Here is an 18,195-nt window from a genome sequence, read left to right as displayed (position 1 = left end):
TCCCGCGTACGGGACCACCTGCTGCGGCGCCGGCCGATCGCCGGGCCGGGAGAAGAGGAGAGGCATGGCGTCACCCGCCGTCACCCAGACCGCTCGGCCGCTCGACGGGCTGCGCTTCACCACCTCGGGACCGCCCGCGCTCGCCGGCCCCGTGGCCGAGCACCTGCGGATGCTGGGAGCCGTCTCCACGGATGCCGCCCCGGCCGCGGGGGATGACACCGGCACGGCACGCGTCACCTTGGCGGACGCCGCCTTCGGGCACGCCTTCGGGAACGACTTCGCGGATCCCTTCGCGGACCCCCAGGGCCGCGCATCCGTCCCCGCGTCCGCGCTCCCCGCCCGGGCGGCCGCCACCCTCGCCTGGGCGTCGCCCGAAGCGGCCCTGGCGGGCGTCACCGACGAGGCCACCGCCCAAGCCGCGACCGGCATCATGGCGGTCCACGGCCGCCGCGACGGCCTGCCGCGGGGGCTCGCCGTCGACTACGCCACCGCCGCGGCGGCCGTCCTCACCACGCAGGGGCTGCTCGCCGCCCTGCTGGGCCGGGCCAGGGGGTGCGAGGGCGGCGCCGCGCAGCCGCACACGTACGTGGACCGGGCCGGGCTGCTCGTCGTGTCCCAGTACCTCGCCGCGAGCGGCGCCGATGACGGCGAAGCCGCCGAACTCGCGCCCGGCGGGCCGCCCTTCACCGCGGCCGACGGCACGCTCTTCGAGCTGGAGACCCTGGATCCGGGTGCCTGGGCCGCGTTCTGGCGGGCTCTGCAGGCCCCCTCCGACGCGGTACGGGCCGGGTGGCGGCCCTTCCAGTTCCGGTACGCCACCGCGTGCGCGCCCTTCCCCGAAGCACTGCACGCCACCACCCGGGCCCACCCCTGGCAGCGGATCCGCGACGCGGCGGCCGCCTCGGGAGCCGAGGTCTGCCGGCTGCGGAGCCTGGCCGAGCGGGCCGCCGAGGACGACGGAGCCGCCCCCTGGGCCCTGGCCCCGTACGGCCCGGGCGGCCATGCCCGCCCGCAGGCGGCGCACGCCGCCCCGGGCCCCCTCCCGGGCGGCCGTGCCCGCCCGGGCCGTACGGCGCCCGCCGCCCCGGGCCCCCTCGCGGGCATGACCGTCCTGGAGGCCGGCCGCCGCGTCCAGGCGCCGCTCGCCACCCACCTGCTGGGGCTGCTCGGCGCCGAGGTGATCCGGATCGAGCCGCCGGGCGGTGACCCGCTGCGCGGCATGCCGCCCTCCTGTTCGGGGATCTCGGCCCGCTGGCTGGCCCTGAACCGGGGCAAGCACGCCGTGGAGATCGACATCAAGTCGCCCGGCGACCGGCTGCGGCTGGCCGCGCTGGCGGCCGGAGCCGATGTGTTCCTGCACAACTGGGCCCCGGGGAAGGCCGCCGAGCTGGGCCTGGACTCCGCCGACCTCGCGACGGCGAACCCCGCGCTCGTGTACGCGTACACCGGAGGCTGGGGCTCGGGACGGATCGCCGATCCGCCGATGGGCACGGACTTCATGGTCCAGGCCCGCACCGGCGTCGGCGAGGCCGCCCGCCCCGAGGGCGAGGTGCCGGCGCCCTCCCTGATGACCCTGCTCGACGTGCTGGGCGGGCTGCTCGGCGCCGAGGCCGTCCTCGCCGGGCTGCTGCTGCGCGAGCGCACCGGACGCGGGGTCCGCGTGGACTCCTCGCTGCTCGGCGCCGCCGACCTGCTCACCGCCCCGGCCCTGCGCCGCACCCGGCGCGGGGAGCGGGGCCGCCGGCCCGCGGGTTTCCGTACGCCCCTGCGCACCGCGGACGGCTGGATCGCCCCGGCCGACGCGGACGCCCGCGCGGCGGCGGCCACTCACGGGCTCGCGGAGCTGTCCACCGAGGACGCCCTGCGCGCGCTGCGGGCGCGCGGCCTCGCCGCGACCGCGGTCACCACCGACCTTGCCGACCTGTCCGAAGACCCGCGCTTCGCCGGCTCGATCAGCCGCGACGCGCACGGTGCCCCCGCCGTTCCCGACCCCTGGAGCTTCGTATGACCGTCGCACTGCACGATCTGCTGCCCGTGGGCCTGCGCCGCTCGTGGGCGGTCGACGGAACCTGTCCCGACCTCGACCTCTACAGCCTCTTCCGGGCCCGCCAGATCGCGGATCTGCACCACACCGCGGTCATCGATGCCAAGGGCAAGCTCTGCTACACCGCGCTCGACCGCAAGGTGCGATGTCTGGCCACCGGCCTCGCGGAGCTCGGCGTACGGCCCGGCGACGTGGTCGGCGTCCAGCTCCCCAACGGCCGCAACGCGGTCATCGCGGACCTGGCCCTGGCCGCCCTCGGAGCGGTGGCCCTGCCCTTCCCCGTGGGCCGGGGCAGCCGGGAGGCCCGCAGTCTGCTGCGCCGCGCCGAGGCCGTCGCGGTGATCGCCGCCGTGGAGCACCGGGGCCACCGGCACGCCGCCGAACTGCGGGACCTGGTCCCCGAACTGCCCGCGCTGCGCCACGTCGTCGCGGTCGGCGGACCGGCCGGCACGGAGCCTGAAGGAACGATTCGGCTCACGGAGCTGCTGCGCTCCGATCCGGCCGCCTTCGTACCCGCCCGGCCCCACCCCGACAGCGCCGCCCGCATCCTGGTGTCCTCGGGCTCGGAGGCGGAGCCGAAGATGATCGCGTACTCCCACAACGCCCTCGCCGGCGGCCGCGGCAACTTCCTCGCCTCGCTGATGCCCGACGGGACGCCACCGCGCTGCCTGTTCCTCGTACCGCTCGCGTCCGCCTTCGGCTCCAGCGGCACGGCGGTCACCCTCGCCCGGCACGGCGGAACCCTGATCGTCCTCGACCACTTCACGCCGGAGGCGGCCCTCGCCGCGATGCGCGAGCACCGGCCCACGCACGTCCTCGGCGTCCCCACGATGATCCGCATGATGCTCGACCGTCTGGAGACGGAGGCATCCGGTCCCGGCGACACCCAGCCCCTCCCCGCCCCCACCGCCCTCGTCCTCGGCGGCGCCCCCCTCGACGAGACCACGGCCGACGCCGCGAGCCGCGCCTTCGGCTGCCCGGTCGTCAACCTCTACGGATCGGCCGACGGGGTCAACTGCCACACCGGACTGGGCGCCACGGCCCCGGAATCCGAGGGCACGGGCATCGCCGCCGGCCGCCCCGACCCCCGGGTCGCCGACATCCGCATCACCGACACCGAGACGCACGAGCGGCTCCCCGACGGCTCGATCGGGGAGATCATCGCGCGGGGCCCCATGACCCCCATGTGCTACGTCGCCTCCCCCGACCTGGACGCCCGGTACCGCACGCCCGAGGGCTGGGTCCGTACCGGCGACCTCGGCTTCATCGACGGGGACGGGGTCCTGCACGTCGTCGGCCGCCTCAAGGACATCGTCATCCGCGGCGGCGCCAACATCAGCCCCGCCGAGGTGGAACGGGAGCTCTCCTGCGATCCCCTCGTCCGCGACGCCGTCTGCGTCGGGGTCCCCGACGAGGTGATGGGCGAGCGCCTCGCCGCCTGCGTCGTCCCGCGCGGCGCGCAGCCCCCCACCCTCGACTCCCTCGCCGCGCACCTCACGCTCCGCGGCCTGGAGCGCCGCAAGCACCCCGAGCACCTGCTGCTGCTGGCAGAGCTCCCGCTCACCCCGGCCGGCAAACCCGACCGGGCGGCGCTGCGGGCCCGCCTCGCGGACGGAGCGTCCGGGCGGGGGGCCGCCCCGGCTTGCCCCGAGCCGGCCGACCGTGCCCGTACCGGGCGGACCATCCCGGTCCGTGCGGGGGCGGGCGCAGGAGCCCCGGCCGCCGCGGCACCCGCCGGCGTGGGCGCGTAGCGGACGGCGGGGCGGCCCCCGGTGGACCGCCCCGCCCGCACGGAACCGCTCGGCTCCGCTCTGCTCGGTCTCTCCCTACGCCGGCCTCTCCCTATTCGGCGGGAGCGTCCACCATGGCCATCGCCTTCCTCAGTTCGGCCCCCGCGTTCCGGTAGACCGGCAGCAAGTCCAGGTCGTTCCCGGGGTAGTTGACGATCGTCACCTGTCGCGCGCCGGAGCCGGGCAGGACGGTCCCGGTCGACATGTGCGCGTTGTCCAGTACCAGCGCCGGCTTCTTCGCCGACAGCTCGGCGAGCTGCGCCGGGGTCACCGCCTCGGGGCCGTAGGTGCCCACCGTGGTGGCGCCCGCCAGCTTCGCCGACCAGCCGGTGAACACCTGGCTCACGACCGACGGGCTCTTCCCGCCGGGCCAGGCGGCCCGGACCTCCTTCGCGACCCGCCCGTACTCGGCGTCGAAGTCGGCCGTCCACTTCGCGGCGGCGGCCTGCGTGCCGAACAGCGCGCCCAGCCTGGTGACTTCGGCCTTGACCTTGTCGGCGTCGTTGTCGAGGCCGACCTCCACCAGCTCCGCCTTCGACCCGGCGGCCTCCTTGATCTTCGCGGCGTACGGCTCGAACGGCGCGTACAGCACGAAGTCGGCCCCGGCGACGGCGGCGAGGTCGGAGGGCTTGGGGTCGTAGTCCGGCGCATGGTGCACGGACTGCGGCACGATCACCTTGACGTCCTGCGCGCCCGCGGCCTTGGCGAAGGCGCCCTCCCAGGTGGTCGTCACGACGACGGTCGGCTTTCCTCCCTTGGCGGTGTCACCACCACGAGCGCCGTCGCCGGTGTCGCTGTCACCGCAGCCGGTCACCAGGGCCAGTGCCAGGCCCAGTGCCGTGCTCAGTGCGAGGAGGGAAGTGCTGCGGACGCGGGTTCGCGGCGCCATGAGCGGATTCTCCGTTCGGGTACGAGGTGCACCGCGAGGACGAGCGCCCCCGCGGTCAGGACGAGGACGGGCCCGGGGGGCCAGTCCAGCCGGAGGGCGATGAGGAAGCCGGTCAGGTTCACGAAGACGCCGATGCCCACCGCCCACCCGGTGATCGATTTCAGCGAGGTGCCCAGCCGGCGCGCGGCCAGGGCGGGCAGCAGGGTGAGGGCGTCGACCAGCAGGGCGCCGGTGAGCTTGATGGCCCCGGCGACCGCGACCGCGACGAGCACCAGCAGGACGGTGGTCAGCGCCCGCACCGGCACGCCCGAACACTGCGCGAGCTCACGGTCGTACAGCAGCAGTGCCACCTCGCGCCGCCGCCACCAAAACAGGCCGGGCACGAGGACGGCCAGCACGCCGAGCACCACGAGATCGGCGCCGCCGACGGACAGGATCGAGCCCCACAGCAGCGCGAACGCGCCCGAGGCGTTCACCCCGGAGACCGCGAGGAGCAGCAGCGCGGCGGCGATCGCCAGGCTCATCAGCAGCCCCATCGCCCCGGACAGCCCGTCCGGGGTCCGGGCCAGCGGGGCGACCCCGGCTCCGGCCAGCGCGCAGGCCACGAGTGCGCACAGCATGGGGTCCAGCCCCGCGAGCAGGCCGACGGCGATGCCCAGCAGGGCGACGTGCATCATCGCGAAGCGCACCGGCATGATGTCCAGCCCGACGATGACCACACCGATCACGGGCAGGCCCACGGCGGCCAGCAGCAGGGCGAAGCCCGCCCGCTGCACGGGGGCCAGTTGCAGCAGGGTGCCGAGGTCGGCGCTCGCGAGGGAGGCGGCCGCGAGGGTGGCGCTCACCGGACCTCCCGCAGCCGGCCCGCGGCCATCTCCAGGACCCGGTCGCAGCGTTCCGCGAGCGCCCGGTCGTGCGTGACGACGACGAGCGTCACGGGCAGCGCGGCCAGGACGTCGGCGGCTTCGTCCTGTCCGGCGAAGTCCAGGGCGGCGGTCGGCTCGTCGGCGAGCAGTACGCCGGCCCCCGCGGCCACGCAGCCGATCGCCCGGGCCAGGTACATGCGCTGCAACTGCCCGCCGGACAGGGTGTGCAGCGGCCGCCCGGTCAGCGGCCCCACCCCCAGCCGGTCGGCGGCCTCGCCCGCGGCGCGGAAGTCGCCGCTGCTGGCGAGGAGTTCGCCGCCCAGCAGCGGGAAGCGCCCGGCGGCGGGCTTCTGCGGGATCCACGCGCAGGACCGCCGCCGCCAGGCCGGGTCGCCCGCGCGGCCGCCGACCAGGATCTTCCCGCTGACCTGCGGGTGCAGTCCGAGCACGGCGCGCAGCAGGGTGGTCTTGCCCGATCCGTTGGTGCCGGTCAGTGCGACGCGCTCGCCCGCGGCGATCTCCAGGTCGACGCCGGTCACGGCCTCGACCCGCCCGTGCCGGCAGCCCACCCCCTCCATCCGCACGTCCAGCCCGCCCATTCCACGCCCTTCCGCTGTCACCGGTCGTCTCTCCGCGTGGAGTTGGTCGGCCGGAAGGGGCCCGCGGTTCCGACGATCGGCGATCTGCCGCCGGCGGGTCGGCGGAGGGGCCGGTGGCGGGCCGGTAGAGGGGTGCGCTAGCGGATTCACGCCGTCCAGCCGGGCGGGACCGGCCATTCCGCACGGTCGTTCCATTTTCTACAAGCGCCCGGGCCCGCCCCGCGCCATGCTCGCGCCGCCACCTCCCGTGGTGATCAACATGCTTGTGGTCAAAGGGAGTCCAGCCATGCCCGAGAACGTCCGCACCCCTCGCCGCACCCTGCGCGGCGCCACCCTGCGCGGGGCCACCCGACGGAGCGCTCTCTGGCACCGCGCCCTGGCGACCGCCGTCGTCCTGGCCGCGACCGGAACCGTTCTCGCCGCCGCCCCGCAGCCCGCCCAGGCCGCGCTGCCGGCGCAGTCGATAGCCGACCCGGTGCACTACTGGAACGACGTGCTGCAGAACGTCTTCCGCCGGGTCGGCGGCGGGCCCGTCCCGATGGCCCGCTCGGCCGCGATGATGAACGCCGCGATCTACGACGCGGAGTCCTCGTACCAGCTGAAGTGGAAGGGCAAGATCACCTCGGAGCCGTACATCAAGGCGGAGAACTACGTGGGCTGGGTCGAGGGCCCCGACGAGGAGGAGCGCGTCATCGGCCGGACGGCCTACAACATCCTCCTCGGCCTCTACGGCAACAAGCAGAGCCGCTACGCGGACCAGACCCAGTACCTCGACGCACGCTTCCGCGAGCGCTTCGGCACCGAGCCCACCGCCGGAGACTTCCTGGACATCTCCGTGGTCGGCGCGATGGTCAAGCAGATGACCGACGCCCGCACCGGCGACGGCTCCGACAATCCGCAGGTCTACGTGGGGGACAACAAGCCGGGCGCCTGGCGGCCGACGAGCTACGCAGACATGCCCGACGCCTCCTGTGACGAGGACAGCGACGCGATCAGCCCGTTCTACGGCCAGGTCAAGCCGTTCTCGCTGGCCTCCGGCTCGCAGTTCCGCCCCACCACCCTGACCCAGTACGGCTCGTACGAGGCCCTGGTGGCGAGCGACGCGTACAAGCAGCAGGTCGCGGCGGTCCGCACGGCCGGCGCCGACAAGCCCACGGCGGCCACCCCGGTGATCAACCGGACCCCGGACCAGCTCGCCGCGGCCTGGTTCTGGGCCAACGACAACAACGGCACCTACAAGCCGCCGGGCCACATGCTCCAGGCCACCCGCGAGGTCGCCAAGGCCCGCAGCCTCGGGGTCTACGCGAACGCCCGCCTCTTCGCCCTCGTCTCCCTCGCCATGGCCGACACCGGGATCGCGGTCCGCGACGCCAAGTTCGCCACGCCCATCGACCTGTGGCGGCCCGTCTCGGCGGTCCGCGAGGGCGGCCTCGACCCCCAGTGGAAGCCGCTCCTGAAGAGCCCGACGGGCGTCAACGTCAGCCCCTGCTTCCCCGCGTACGTCTCCGGCCACGCCTCCTTCGGCGGCGCCTGGGCCGGGGTCATGAAGCGCTACTTCGGCAGCGACAACATCTCCTTCGACCTCACCACCGACGAACCGCAGGCCCCGGTCAAGACCCGCCACTTCACCAGCTTCAGCGCGGCCGGCAAGGAGGACGCCGACAGCCGCATCTGGCTCGGCGTCCACTACCCGTGGGACGCCACGGACGGCCTCGCCCTGGGCGAGAAGATCGCGAACCAGGTCTTCACCACGAAGCTCCGCACGCTCTGAGCCAACCTGACCGGCCGACCTGCGGGCCCGACCTGACGGGCCCGGCCTGACAGGGACGGCCCCACCCGGCCGGATGACGTAAGCCTTTCGTCATCCGGCCGGGCCTGGTCCCGCCCCGCGCCCGCGCGTTGAATGTCGATGACGGCCGGACGGTCGGACGCCCGCACGCGAGGAAGGACCCGGCGAGTGACGCAGAACCAGCCGCAGAACGAGCCGCAGGGCCAGCCGCAGAACCAGCGGCAGAATCCGGCGAGGAGGCGGGGCGTGCGCAGGCTCCTGACCGTCCTCGCCCTCCCGGCGGCCCTCCTGCTGGGCCTCGGCCTGTACTGGTTCCAGCCGTGGAAGCTCTGGCAGGACGCCACCGTCAACGAGGCCCTCCCGGCGGCGGCCCCCACCGCCACAGCCACAGCCGCCGCCCCCGAACCCACCCGCTCGCCCGTGACCCCGCAGACCCTCGCCCAGGGCACGCTGATCAGCCACGAGCACACCACCACCGGCACCGCGAAGCTGATCCGGCTCCCGGACGGCTCCCACACCCTGCGCCTGGAGAACCTCGACACCAGCAACGGCCCCGATCTGCGCGTCTGGCTGACGGACGCCCCGGTGAAGGAGGGCACGGCGGGCTGGCGGGTGTTCGACGACGGCAAGTACGTCAGCCTGGGCAAGCTCAAGGGCAACAAGGGCGACCAGAACTACGCGATCCCGGCCGACGTGAACCCGTCCGACTACGGCAGCATCACCATCTGGTGCGACCGCTTCGACGTCTCCTTCGGTGCGGCGGCCCTCACGCGCGCGTGAGCGGAGGCCGCCATGTCACGCTTGTCCCCGTACCAAGGACGCCTCACGGGCGCGTCGGGATCGGGGGAACACCGTGGCGGGACCACAAGCACCGGCGAGCCGGCTCCCGGGGTACGCCGACCTGCTCGTCGACGCCTGCGCCACGGGCCGCCGCCTGACCCGCGCGGAACTGGAGTCCCGACGTGGGGAGGGGGAGCGGGCGGCGGAGGCCGGGCTGCCGCTCCGCGCGCTGATCCGCGATCACCTGGCCGCGGCGCAGCTCGTACGGCCCCTCCCCGCACCCGGTCCGCTCCTGGCGGCCGTCGAGCAGGCGGTGGACGCCTTCGTCGAGGGCTACGAACGTGCCCAGCACCAGGCCGTCCGCCAGGAGGAGGCGGCGCGCCGGGAGTTCATCGACGACCTCCTCTACGGCGGCAGCGACCTGGGCCGGCTGGCCGAACGTGCCGGGCGCTTCGGGCTGCGCCTCTCGCAGTCGCACGGCGTCGCCGTGGCCACCGGCCCCGAGACGTACGGTGACGGCTACCCCATGGCACGCGGGATCGAGTCGGCGGTCCTCGCCCGGTTCCCGGGCCGGCAGATCCTGCTGACCACGAAGGACGGCCGGCTGATCTGTGTGGCCCCGGGGGACCAGCCCGAGGTCCTGGAGTACTTCGCGAAGCGGGCGCACGCCGCCACCGACGGCGGCCGGGTCGGGATCGGCCGTTCGCACCCGGGCGCGGGCGGGGTCGTCCACTCCTACGAGGAGGCCCTGAACGCACTCGACCTCGCCCGGCGGATGGACCTGGACGGACCGGTGCTGCACGCGGGCGACCTGCTCGTCTTCCCGGTGCTGACCCGGGACCGGCAGGCCATGGCCGATCTGGTCGAGAGCACCCTCGGCCCCCTGCGCACCTCCCGCGGCGGCGCCCAGCCGCTCCTCGACACGCTCACCGCGTACTTCGACAGCGGCTGCGTGTCCACCGAGGCGGCCCGGCGCCTCTCGCTCAGCGTGCGCGCGCTGACGTACCGGCTGGAACGCATCCACACCCTCACCCGGGCCGACCCGGCCGACCCGCTGAACCGGTACACGCTCCAGACGGCGGTGATCGGCGCCCGGCTGCTGGGCTGGCCGGGCAGCGACGCGTGACCCGGGGCGCCGTGCGTTCCTGATCCGCCCGCGTCCCTGAGCCCCGTGCGTCAAAGAGACGTAAAGATTGCCGACGGCAGGCAATGCGCGGAGCACTCCCCAAGTGGCACGATGCCGGTGTCCGGCGGAAAGGCCACTCGGACGGGGAGGAGCGTCCATGGGCTTGTTTCTTGGTCTCGGCATTGCGGGCATCGCGCTGCTGGCCCTCTCCCTGCTCCTCGACGGCGTGCTGGAAGGCCTCTTCGACGGTGCGCTCAGCGCACTGTTCGACGGCTGGCTGTCCCTGCCGGTGCTCGCGGGCTTCGTGTCGATGCTCGGCTTCACCGGGGCGATCGTGCTCGGGACCACGGGGTTCGGGCCGGGCCCGGCGACCGCCGCGGGCGCCCTCGCGGGAGCCTGCGCGGGCTGGGCGACGTACCGCCTGAGCCGCAGCCTGATGCGGGACGGCGACGGGGCGGCCCCGCACCAGGACTCCCTCATCGGTTCGACCGGCACCGTGGTCACCTCGATCCCGGCCTCCGGCTACGGCGAGGTCCTCCTGCGCCTGGCCGGCCAGCCCGTGAAGTACGCGGCCACCGCCGAGGGTCCGCTGGCCCGCGGCGCGGAGGTGTGGGTGACGGCGGCTCCGTCGTCGACCTCCGTCAGCGTCCGCGCCGTCGAACACTGAGGAACCCGACCCGTTCCACCGCGCACGTCACCCCATCCACCACACCATCCACCACCCCATCCATCACCACCCCGTCCACCATCAGTCCATCACCGATCTGCCCCCACGGGGGAGGCAGGGGGGATCCGTCATGAGCCCAGTCGTCATCGCGGTCGTGGGAGTCGTCGTACTCCTCGTTCTGCTCGCCCTGGTCGTCGTCACGCGCTACAAGGTCGCCGGGCCCAGTGAGGCGTTCCTGATCACCGGCCGGCGCGGCAAGAGCTCCACCGACCCGGAGACCGGGCGGATATCCACCGACAACAGCGGCCAGAAGGTCGTGGTCGGCGGCGGAGTCTTCGTCGTCCCCTTCGTGCAGCAGCGCTACACCCTGGACCTCTCCAGCCGTCACATCCCCGTCGCCGTACGCGGCGCGGTCACCCTGCGCGGGATCAAGGCCAACCTCGAAGGCGTCGCGATCGTCAAGGTCGGCGGCAACGAGGACGCCATCCGGGCCGCCGCCCAGCGCTTCCTCCAGCAGCAGGACGGCATCGTCGGCTTCACCCAGGAAGTCCTCTCGGGCGCCCTGCGCGCCATCGTCGGCCGCATGTCGGTGGAGGACATCATCCGCGACCGTGCCGCCTTCGCGGGGCAGGTCGCCGAGGAGGCGGAGGCCAGCCTGTCCGGCCAGGGCCTGGTCCTGGACGCCTTCCAGATCCAGGACATCACCACCGAGGGCTCCTACCTCGAAGACCTCGGCCGCCCCGAGGCCGCCCGCGCCAAGCAGGAAGCCGACATCGCCGAGGCCAACTCCCGCCGCGCCGCCGAGCAGGCACGCCTGAAGGCCGAGGAGGAGATCGCGGTCGCCGAGCGCACCCTGTACCTGCGCCAGGCGGAGATCAAGGCCGAGACCGACGCGGCGGCCGCCCAGGCCAACGCCGCCGGCCCGCTCGCCGAGGCCGACCGTCAGCAGCAGATCCTCGCGGAGCAGGAGAAGGTCGCCGAGCGGCAGGCCGCCCTGACCGACCGCCAGCTCGACACCCAGGTCCGCAAGCCCGCCGACGCCCGCCGCTACGAGGCCGAGCAGGAGGCGGAGGCCAAGCGCGTGGCCCGCGTCAAGCAGGCCGAGGCCGAACGCCTCGCGGCCATCGCCGCCGCCCAGGGCGAGGCCGAGCGCGCCCGCCTCACGGGTGAGGGCGAGAAGCAGCGCCGCTCCGCCCTGGCCGAGGCCGAGGCCATCGAGGGCGCCAAGCGCGGTGAGGCCGAGCGCGCCCGCCGTGCCGCCATCGCCGAGGCCGTGCGCCTGGAAGGCGACGCCGAGGCCGCCGCCATCCTGGCCAAGGGATCGGCCGAGGCCGAGGCCATGCAGAAGAAGGCGGAGGCCTTCGAGACGTACGGCGATGCGGCCATGATCCAGATGATGGTCGAGGCACTCCCGAAGGTCGTGGCCAAGGCCGCGGAACCCCTCTCCGCCATCGACAAGATGACCGTCATCTCCACCGACGGCGCGAGCAAGCTCTCCCGTACCGTCACCGACAACGTCGCCCAGGGCATGGAGCTCCTCAGCTCCACCACCGGCGTCGACCTGGCCCAGCTCCTGAAGGGCCTCACCGCGGGCGCCCCGAAGGACTCCGCCACACCGGAGGCCGCCGCCTCCAACGGGAAGATCGAGATCACGGGCTGACCCCCTGCTGAAACGCCCGTGAGGCCCGCTGCCGAGCAGCGGGCCTCACGGCTGCGGCGGCCCGGTGGCGGAAGAATGATCCTCATGACGCCCCCCGCGACCCCGTCAGACCCCGAGACCCCGATGGACACCGTCACCCTGGAGCGCCGCATCGCGGCCCGCCCCGAAACCCTCTTCGCCCTTCTCACCGACCGGGAGAAGTGGCTGTCCTGGATGGGCGCCGACGGTACGTTCTCCTTCGAGCCCGGAGGCTCGTACCGCACCAGGGTCACCGGGGAGAACGTGGCGTCCGGCCGTTTCTTGACGCTCACCCCGCCGGAGCGGCTCGTCTTCACCTGGGGCTGGGAGGCGGGCACACCCCTGGCGGCCGGCTCCACCCGGGTGGAGATCACCCTCGAACCCACCCCCGCGGGCACCCTGCTCCACCTGATCCACAGCGGCCTGCCCACCTCGGAGGCGTGCGAGGCGCACGCGGAGCTCTGGCAGCACTACGTCGACCGCCTCGCGCTCCGCGCCGAAGGCGGCGACCCGGGCCCGGACCCGTGGGCGCGCCGGCCCGCGGGCTGACGCGGCCCGTCAGTGCCCCGATGCCAACTCGCCGCTGAGCTTTCCGTGCATCCGGGCACTGTCCTCGTTCAGCCCGGTGATCTCGACGCTCTTGCCGCGCCGGCGGTACCTCTCCTCGACGGCGTCGAGCGCCGCGACGGAGGACGCGTCCCAGATGTGCGCGCCGGAGAGGTCGATGACGACCCGGCCGGGGTCGCCCGCGTAGTCGAAGTGCCCGACCAGATCATTGGACGAGGCGAAGAACAGCGCGCCGGTGACCGAGTACACCACCATGCCCCCGTCGGGGTCGGTGACGGCGGTGACGTTCACGAGGTGTGCGACCCGCTTGGCGAAGACGACCATCGCGGTGACCGACCCGACGACGACGCCCACGGCCAGGTTGTGGGTGGCGACCACGCAGACAACGGTGACCACCATGACGGTGATCTCGCCGCCCGGCATGCGCTTCAGCGTCTTCGGCGCGATCGAGTGCCAGTCGAAGGTCGCGAAGCAGACCATCACCATGACGGCGACGAGCGCGGCCATCGGAATCTCGGAGACCACCGGCCCGAACACGATGCACAGCACCATCAGGAACGCACCGGCCAGGAAGGTGGACAGCCGAGTCCGGGCACCCGACACCTTCACGTTGATCATCGTCTGCCCGATCATGGCGCAGCCGCCCATGCCGCCGAAGAAACCGGTGACGATGTTCGCGACGCCCTGGCCCACGGACTCCCGCGTCTTGCTCGACCGCGTGTCGGTGATCTCGTCCACCAACTTGGCCGTCATCAGCGACTCCATCAGCCCGACCACCGCCATGGCCAGCGCGTACGGGGCGACGAGCGTCAGGGTGTCCAGCGTGAACGGCACGTCCGGCAGACCGGGAACGGGCAGCGAGGACGGCAGCGCCCCCTTGTCCCCGACGGTCGGCACCGCGATCCCCGCGGCGACCGTGATGCAGGTGAGGATGACGATGGCCACGAGCGGCGCCGGGACCACCTTGGTGACCTTCGGGAAGAACACCATCAGCGTCAGCCCGCCGGCGAGCAGCGGGTACACGGCCCACGGCACGTCCCGCAGCTCGGGAACCTGGGCCATGAAAACAAGAATGGCGAGGGAGTTGACGAAGCCGACCATCACCGACCGCGGCACGAACCGGATCAGCTTCGCCACCCCGAGCGCCCCGAGCACGATCTGGAACACCCCGGCGAGGATCACGGCCGCAACCAGGTACCCCAGCCCGTGCTCCCGGTTCAGCGGCGCGATCACGAGCGCCACGGCGCCGGTGGCGGCGGAGATCATCGCGGGCCGCCCACCGACGACCGAGATCACCACGGCCATCGTGAACGAGGAGAACAGCCCGATCGCCGGATCCACCCCGGCGATGACGGAGAACGAGATGGCCTCGGGTATCAGCGCCAGCGCGACCACCAACCCACCGAGCACCTCGGTCCGCAGCACCTTCGGCGAGAGCCACGACGGCGGCCGCCGAAGCCCGGGCAGCCGCGCGGACAGGGAAGCAGAAAAGGCAGACAAGAGCACGGACCTCAGGTTCGGCGAGCACACCCGAACCAACAGACGGGTGCGCGGAGAACAGTCTCCGGAAACACAGGAAGGGCCTGACCCGCGATGCGGATCAAGCCCTTGACCTGGTCTTACGAAGTCGGGGTGGCGGGATTTGAACCCACGACCTCTTCGTCCCGAACGAAGTACGGCCGGGCGCTGACGCTGGGCATTTGGAATCTCCGCAGGTCAGGGCATCGGTGTCCCGTGGTCTGAGTGAGTCTCGCAGCCCCCTTGAAGCAAGATCATCTCCCAGATTTCTCCCAGCGCCTGGGGCCGCCGCGCAAGCTTCGGGCACCTGATCGACGTGTACGGCATGAGGGTGGCTCTGGCGTTGTCGGCGAACTGAGGGCCGCACCCGCGGCGTGATGGCGGCTGACAGGGGCTGCGCGCACCGGGCAGTTTCTTACCGCGCCAGAGGAGACTTCGCATGAAGCAAGCTGCAGTGACGGCTGAGTGTGAGCTGTCGAGGAGCGGGACTCCTGCCAACGAGCCCGTGCGTGCCGTCTTCGAGCAGGGGACGCCGTCCGGCGCCGCCCCGGCGGTGTGCCGGGAGGTGAAGGGCAAAGTCAGGGTGCTCTATGACCCGAGCCGGCTGTCAGCCATCGAGGCCAGGGAGTACCTGGGAGAACGGACGGCCTTCACGGAAGGCGCGGAGCTCGACGCCGTCCGACGGACGTGTCAGGAAAACGACGGCGCATTCCGCAAGCTGATGGTGGCGTTTCTGGACCGCGTCGACTGTACTCAGGATGCTTTCGGCACCGCGCAGGAGTTCTCCCGCATCCTCGCCCTAGCGGAACTCCAAGGCTTCGCCGAGAAGCGGGTGCTCCGGATCGTGCGTGCCGATGGTCCCAACGCCCATCTACTGACCAAGGCCCTGGTGGTCGACGGCGTCCTCCTCGTCCCGCCATGCCAGAGTCCGCGGGACACATTGCGTGACGTCGTCGCAGCCGAAGCGGCGGTTGCTGTTCACTGAGGCCCGCCCTGCGGGGCCTACATGCTGGTCGTCCGGCTTGGTCTGCGAAGCGATGGCCAATGGGCGCTCTTACGGGTAGGCGGTGAGGGTGCCCACACTCCTGGGAGCAGGAGGGGAGGCCAAAGTGGGTGGACGAGGAGGTCGTCGCTCGACGGCCCGGCGGAGACGTGAGGCGAGGGTGCGGGCGGCGCTGGTCGTCGGCGGCGTCGGGGTGGTTCTGCTGGCGGTCTTCTGGGCGGAGATCTGGCCGTACGCGGCCGGGGCCGTTGGTGCCACCGTGGCGGGGGCCGGCGGCTGGCGGTTGTGGCGAACGGATCGGGTAATCCGGAGAGGCGACCGCCAGTGGCGCCACGAGGAGGCCGTCAAGGCCGGCCACCGTACGCTCGCGGAAGTCGACTCGATGACCGGTGGGGAGTTCGAGGACTTCGTGCTGGAGCTGTGCCGCCGCGATGGCTGCACCGAGCTCAAGCGGGTCGGAGGCTCGCACGACGACGGGGCAGATGTGCGAGGGCGGCTGCCGGACGGTCGGAGCATGGTGATCCAGTGCAAGCGGTACGCGCCGAAGCGCACGATCCCGAGCCGTGAGGTCCGGGATCTGCTCGGCGCTCGGGTGCATTTCGCCGCTGACGTCGCCATCTTCGTGACGACGACGTACTTCAGCGGCCCGTCCGTGCGCACCGCGGTGAAGAACGGGGTGCTCGCCATCCACCGAGACCACTTGGGGCTATGGAACAACGGCACCTCGGTGCTGTCCCTGAGCAACGTGAACGGCTCGGGCCAAGGCGATCGTCAGCACCGCGCGCGCCGCAAGGAGACGTACGGTTAGCCGAGTTGGTGGTTGTCGACCCCGTGGCCTCAGAACAGTGTCGGCTGGTCAGCTGGTTTGGGCTGCTCGGGCGGCGGCACATAGGGCAGCACGAGTGTCTCGGTTGTCACGCGGTGAGGTGTCGTCGTGACCGCCGAGGCGTCGCGCATCTGCCGGATCAAGTTGGTCACCTGGCCAGGCTTGTACACCGTTTCCAGCAAGGTGTAGGTCTTGAGCTCGGCAACGGTCATACCTTCCGGTGACCTGCTGACGTGCTCCAGCAGGATCCTGCGCAACGGCTCGGTATTCGGTTCCAGCTCCAGGGCGAGCTGCTGCTGCTGGGTGTCCTTGGGGTCGCGGTATCGGACGCCGTGGTCGCGGTCGACGCTCCACATGGCTTCCTTCATCTTCTCCAGGCCGAGTTCGTGGCGGGTGCCGAAGATGAGGTAGAGGACGTGGCCCTTCTCATCGACCATTTCGAAGGCGAGTGTGTGGGAGAACCCTGCCCGGCGAAGCGTGTCGCTGTACTGGTCCCGAAGGAACGCGAACTTCTGACCCGGGTGCTGCTGGAACACTCCTTGCCATTGTGTGCCGCCGAAGGCCGCGTCTCCGGCGCTCCTGTGCCTTTCGTCCTTCCCGGCGAACCGGGTGAGGAACGACGGGGCGAAGGTAACCATGACCTCTGTGCTGCGGTACCTGGCCAGCTCCTGCAGGAGCGTGAACGGGATGTCGGGTCCGCCGTAGCTGTCGAGGAGAACGAACAGAGGGCTGCCCAGGCATCCCTGCGCACGCAGCTGCTCTAGCAGAGTGGGATGGCATTCCCCGTGATGCGTGCTGACGCTGATACGCCGATTGACATCGCCGGAGTGCTCAGCACGTGCCTTACCGATCTGGGTCCGCAGTTCGGATTCCCGGCGCTTGTCGCCCTCGACGAGCACCATCCGGATGTGCTTGGGCCGGTGTTCGAGTACGCCGGCGAACACGTTGAAGGCGACGATCGGCGAACCAGGCTCCCCCTCGGAATACACGCCCGGGCCGGAGAACCCCTCCGCGTAGGCGATGCTGTCGTAGCGCGACAGCAGGATGGGAGCCCAGGGCTGTAAGTACTTCCTCAGGAGGTCGTGCTTCGCCGCCGTGTGCGGGTCCCTGTCCCACCACACGTCCTTGGGAACCACCATGTCCGCTCTCCCCCCGGTGCCCTCTGGTTACGCGATTCAGGGCAGAGGATCACACGGTGTGCTGGGCAGCGTCAGGTGGTCGAACGGCATTGGCCGGTTATCGCTGCTCAGGAAGCGATCGCGGGAATACGGTCCGGCATCTCACTCCAGATCTGGCCTTCGAGCTCGCGTCCGCCGGCCTTGGGTGTCCGGCCTCCCCACTGCTTGAAGAAGAACGGGACACTGGCCTCGTTGCAGAGGTCGCGGATCTCGATGACCCATTCCTCGTCGATCGGACGGTGGTTCGGGCCGGACTCCCCTCCTGCGATCACCCACCCGATCCCGTCGAGATCCAGTCCGGTGAGGGGTCCGAGCAGCGGCTCGCAGGAAAGGAAGCGGACGGCTGCCGGCACTTCCCGTAGGTCATCGACGCGATCAAGCTGGTCCGCGCTCTCCACTGACACGCCCATCCATAGGTTGGCCGGCCAGTCGAGCTGATCGGCCACTCGACGCAGTCGGAGGGCGCGCTTGGTCAGCAACTGATAGGTGTGCTGGGGTGTTTCCGCGATGACTTGGAAGACTTGCTTCACGAAGTCCAACGGAACCCGAGCATGGAACAGATCGCTCATCGAGTTCACGAAGACCATGCGCGGGGCTCTCCACTGCAACGGAACATCGAGGGCGTCCGGGTGGAGCGTGAGGCCAAATCCTGGTCCTGACGTGCGAGGATCCCCGTCATTCTGGTACTTGGCTGCGCCCATGGACTTCAGCCGCCGGGATAACGTCAGGGCGTAACAGTTGTCGCACCCAGGGGTTATCCGGTCGCAGCCTGTTGTCGGATTCCACGTGGCTTCGGTCCACTCGATGGAACTGCGATCACTCATGCGTGCCCTCCCTGCAATGAAGCGACATGCGGCACAAGGGCGCGCTCTACG

General features: G+C 71.9%; 16 protein-coding genes. 10 read left to right on the top strand and 6 right to left on the bottom strand.

Going from position 1 to position 18,195, the window contains the following annotated elements:
* The first annotated feature begins 64 nt into the window (after positions 1-64).
* Together OG276_RS16720 and OG276_RS16715 are read left to right on the top strand one after the other, a co-directional pair.
* Positions 65-2,008, top strand: coding sequence for a CoA transferase (locus OG276_RS16720; protein ID WP_266906251.1), 1,944 nt, complete (start codon positions 65-67; stop codon positions 2,006-2,008).
* On the top strand, positions 2,005-3,795 hold the full coding sequence (locus OG276_RS16715) for a class I adenylate-forming enzyme family protein (protein WP_266906249.1): 1,791 nt from the start codon (positions 2,005-2,007) through the stop codon (positions 3,793-3,795). Before OG276_RS16720 ends, OG276_RS16715 begins: the two co-directional genes overlap by 4 nt.
* 91 nt (positions 3,796-3,886) lie before the next feature.
* On the opposite strand, the gene OG276_RS16710 is transcribed toward OG276_RS16715, so the two are convergent.
* From OG276_RS16710 to OG276_RS16700, 3 genes are read right to left on the bottom strand one after another with little or no spacing between them, the layout of a single operon-like run.
* Entirely contained in the window at positions 3,887-4,723 is an 837-nt protein-coding gene (locus tag OG276_RS16710) for an ABC transporter substrate-binding protein (protein ID WP_266906247.1), read from the bottom strand.
* Positions 4,678-5,568, bottom strand: coding sequence for a metal ABC transporter permease (locus OG276_RS16705; protein ID WP_266906245.1), 891 nt, complete (start codon positions 5,566-5,568; stop codon positions 4,678-4,680). Before OG276_RS16705 ends, OG276_RS16710 begins: the two co-directional genes overlap by 46 nt.
* Entirely contained in the window at positions 5,565-6,188 is a 624-nt protein-coding gene (locus tag OG276_RS16700) for a metal ABC transporter ATP-binding protein (RefSeq protein ID WP_266906243.1), read from the bottom strand. Before OG276_RS16700 ends, OG276_RS16705 begins: the two co-directional genes overlap by 4 nt.
* A 286-nt stretch (positions 6,189-6,474) precedes the next feature.
* On the opposite strand from OG276_RS16700, the gene OG276_RS16695 reads away from it, so the two are divergent.
* From OG276_RS16695 to OG276_RS16670, 6 genes are all read left to right on the top strand, one after another.
* Positions 6,475-7,959 carry a vanadium-dependent haloperoxidase gene (locus OG276_RS16695; protein ID WP_266906241.1) on the top strand — a complete coding sequence of 495 codons (1,485 nt, stop codon included), beginning with the start codon at positions 6,475-6,477 and terminating at the stop codon, positions 7,957-7,959.
* Between the two features lie 264 nt (positions 7,960-8,223).
* A complete protein-coding gene (locus OG276_RS16690) occupies positions 8,224-8,757 on the top strand; it encodes a DM13 domain-containing protein (protein WP_266912878.1) in 534 nt (177 codons plus the stop codon).
* 73 nt (positions 8,758-8,830) lie between these two features.
* Positions 8,831-9,883: a CdaR family transcriptional regulator gene (locus OG276_RS16685; protein WP_266906239.1), complete on the top strand. Its 1,053-nt coding sequence runs from the start codon at positions 8,831-8,833 to the stop codon at positions 9,881-9,883.
* Positions 9,884-10,040: 157 nt separating this feature from the next.
* Positions 10,041-10,550, top strand: a complete 510-nt coding sequence (locus OG276_RS16680) for a hypothetical protein (RefSeq protein ID WP_266906237.1) — start codon at positions 10,041-10,043, stop codon at positions 10,548-10,550.
* A 130-nt stretch (positions 10,551-10,680) separates the two neighbouring features.
* Entirely contained in the window at positions 10,681-12,210 is a 1,530-nt protein-coding gene (locus tag OG276_RS16675; protein ID WP_266906235.1) for a flotillin family protein, read from the top strand.
* Positions 12,211-12,294: 84 nt separating this feature from the next.
* Positions 12,295-12,777, top strand: a complete 483-nt coding sequence (locus tag OG276_RS16670; protein WP_266906233.1) for an SRPBCC domain-containing protein — start codon at positions 12,295-12,297, stop codon at positions 12,775-12,777.
* A gap of 9 nt (positions 12,778-12,786) precedes the next feature.
* On the opposite strand, the gene OG276_RS16665 is transcribed toward OG276_RS16670, so the two are convergent.
* Complete coding sequence (locus OG276_RS16665) at positions 12,787-14,295, bottom strand: SulP family inorganic anion transporter (protein ID WP_266906231.1); 1,509 nt, start codon at positions 14,293-14,295, stop codon at positions 12,787-12,789.
* Positions 14,296-14,752: 457 nt separating this feature from the next.
* Between OG276_RS16665 and OG276_RS16660 the strand changes: the two genes are divergently transcribed.
* Both OG276_RS16660 and OG276_RS16655 read left to right on the top strand, forming a co-directional pair.
* Positions 14,753-15,298 carry a hypothetical protein gene (locus OG276_RS16660; RefSeq protein ID WP_266906229.1) on the top strand — a complete coding sequence of 182 codons (546 nt, stop codon included), beginning with the start codon at positions 14,753-14,755 and terminating at the stop codon, positions 15,296-15,298.
* A gap of 178 nt (positions 15,299-15,476) precedes the next feature.
* Positions 15,477-16,124 carry a restriction endonuclease gene (locus OG276_RS16655; protein ID WP_266906227.1) on the top strand — a complete coding sequence of 216 codons (648 nt, stop codon included), beginning with the start codon at positions 15,477-15,479 and terminating at the stop codon, positions 16,122-16,124.
* A gap of 29 nt (positions 16,125-16,153) precedes the next feature.
* Here OG276_RS16655 and OG276_RS16650 read toward each other — a convergent pair whose 3' ends face one another.
* Positions 16,154-17,281 (bottom strand): three-Cys-motif partner protein TcmP, encoded by a 1,128-nt coding sequence (locus OG276_RS16650; protein ID WP_266906225.1) that lies wholly within the window; start codon positions 17,279-17,281, stop codon positions 16,154-16,156.
* Positions 17,282-17,388: 107 nt separating this feature from the next.
* Positions 17,389-18,144 carry a DUF5131 family protein gene (locus OG276_RS16645; RefSeq protein ID WP_266906223.1) on the bottom strand — a complete coding sequence of 252 codons (756 nt, stop codon included), beginning with the start codon at positions 18,142-18,144 and terminating at the stop codon, positions 17,389-17,391.
* Positions 18,145-18,195: the final 51 nt, after the last annotated feature.

Origin of the sequence: Streptomyces sp. NBC_00086 (genome assembly GCF_026343255.1) — a bacterium.
GTDB lineage: Bacteria > Actinomycetota > Actinomycetes > Streptomycetales > Streptomycetaceae > Streptomyces.
The sequence above is the reverse complement of the archived record's forward strand: the minus strand, read 5'-3'. Positions and strand labels throughout refer to the sequence as shown.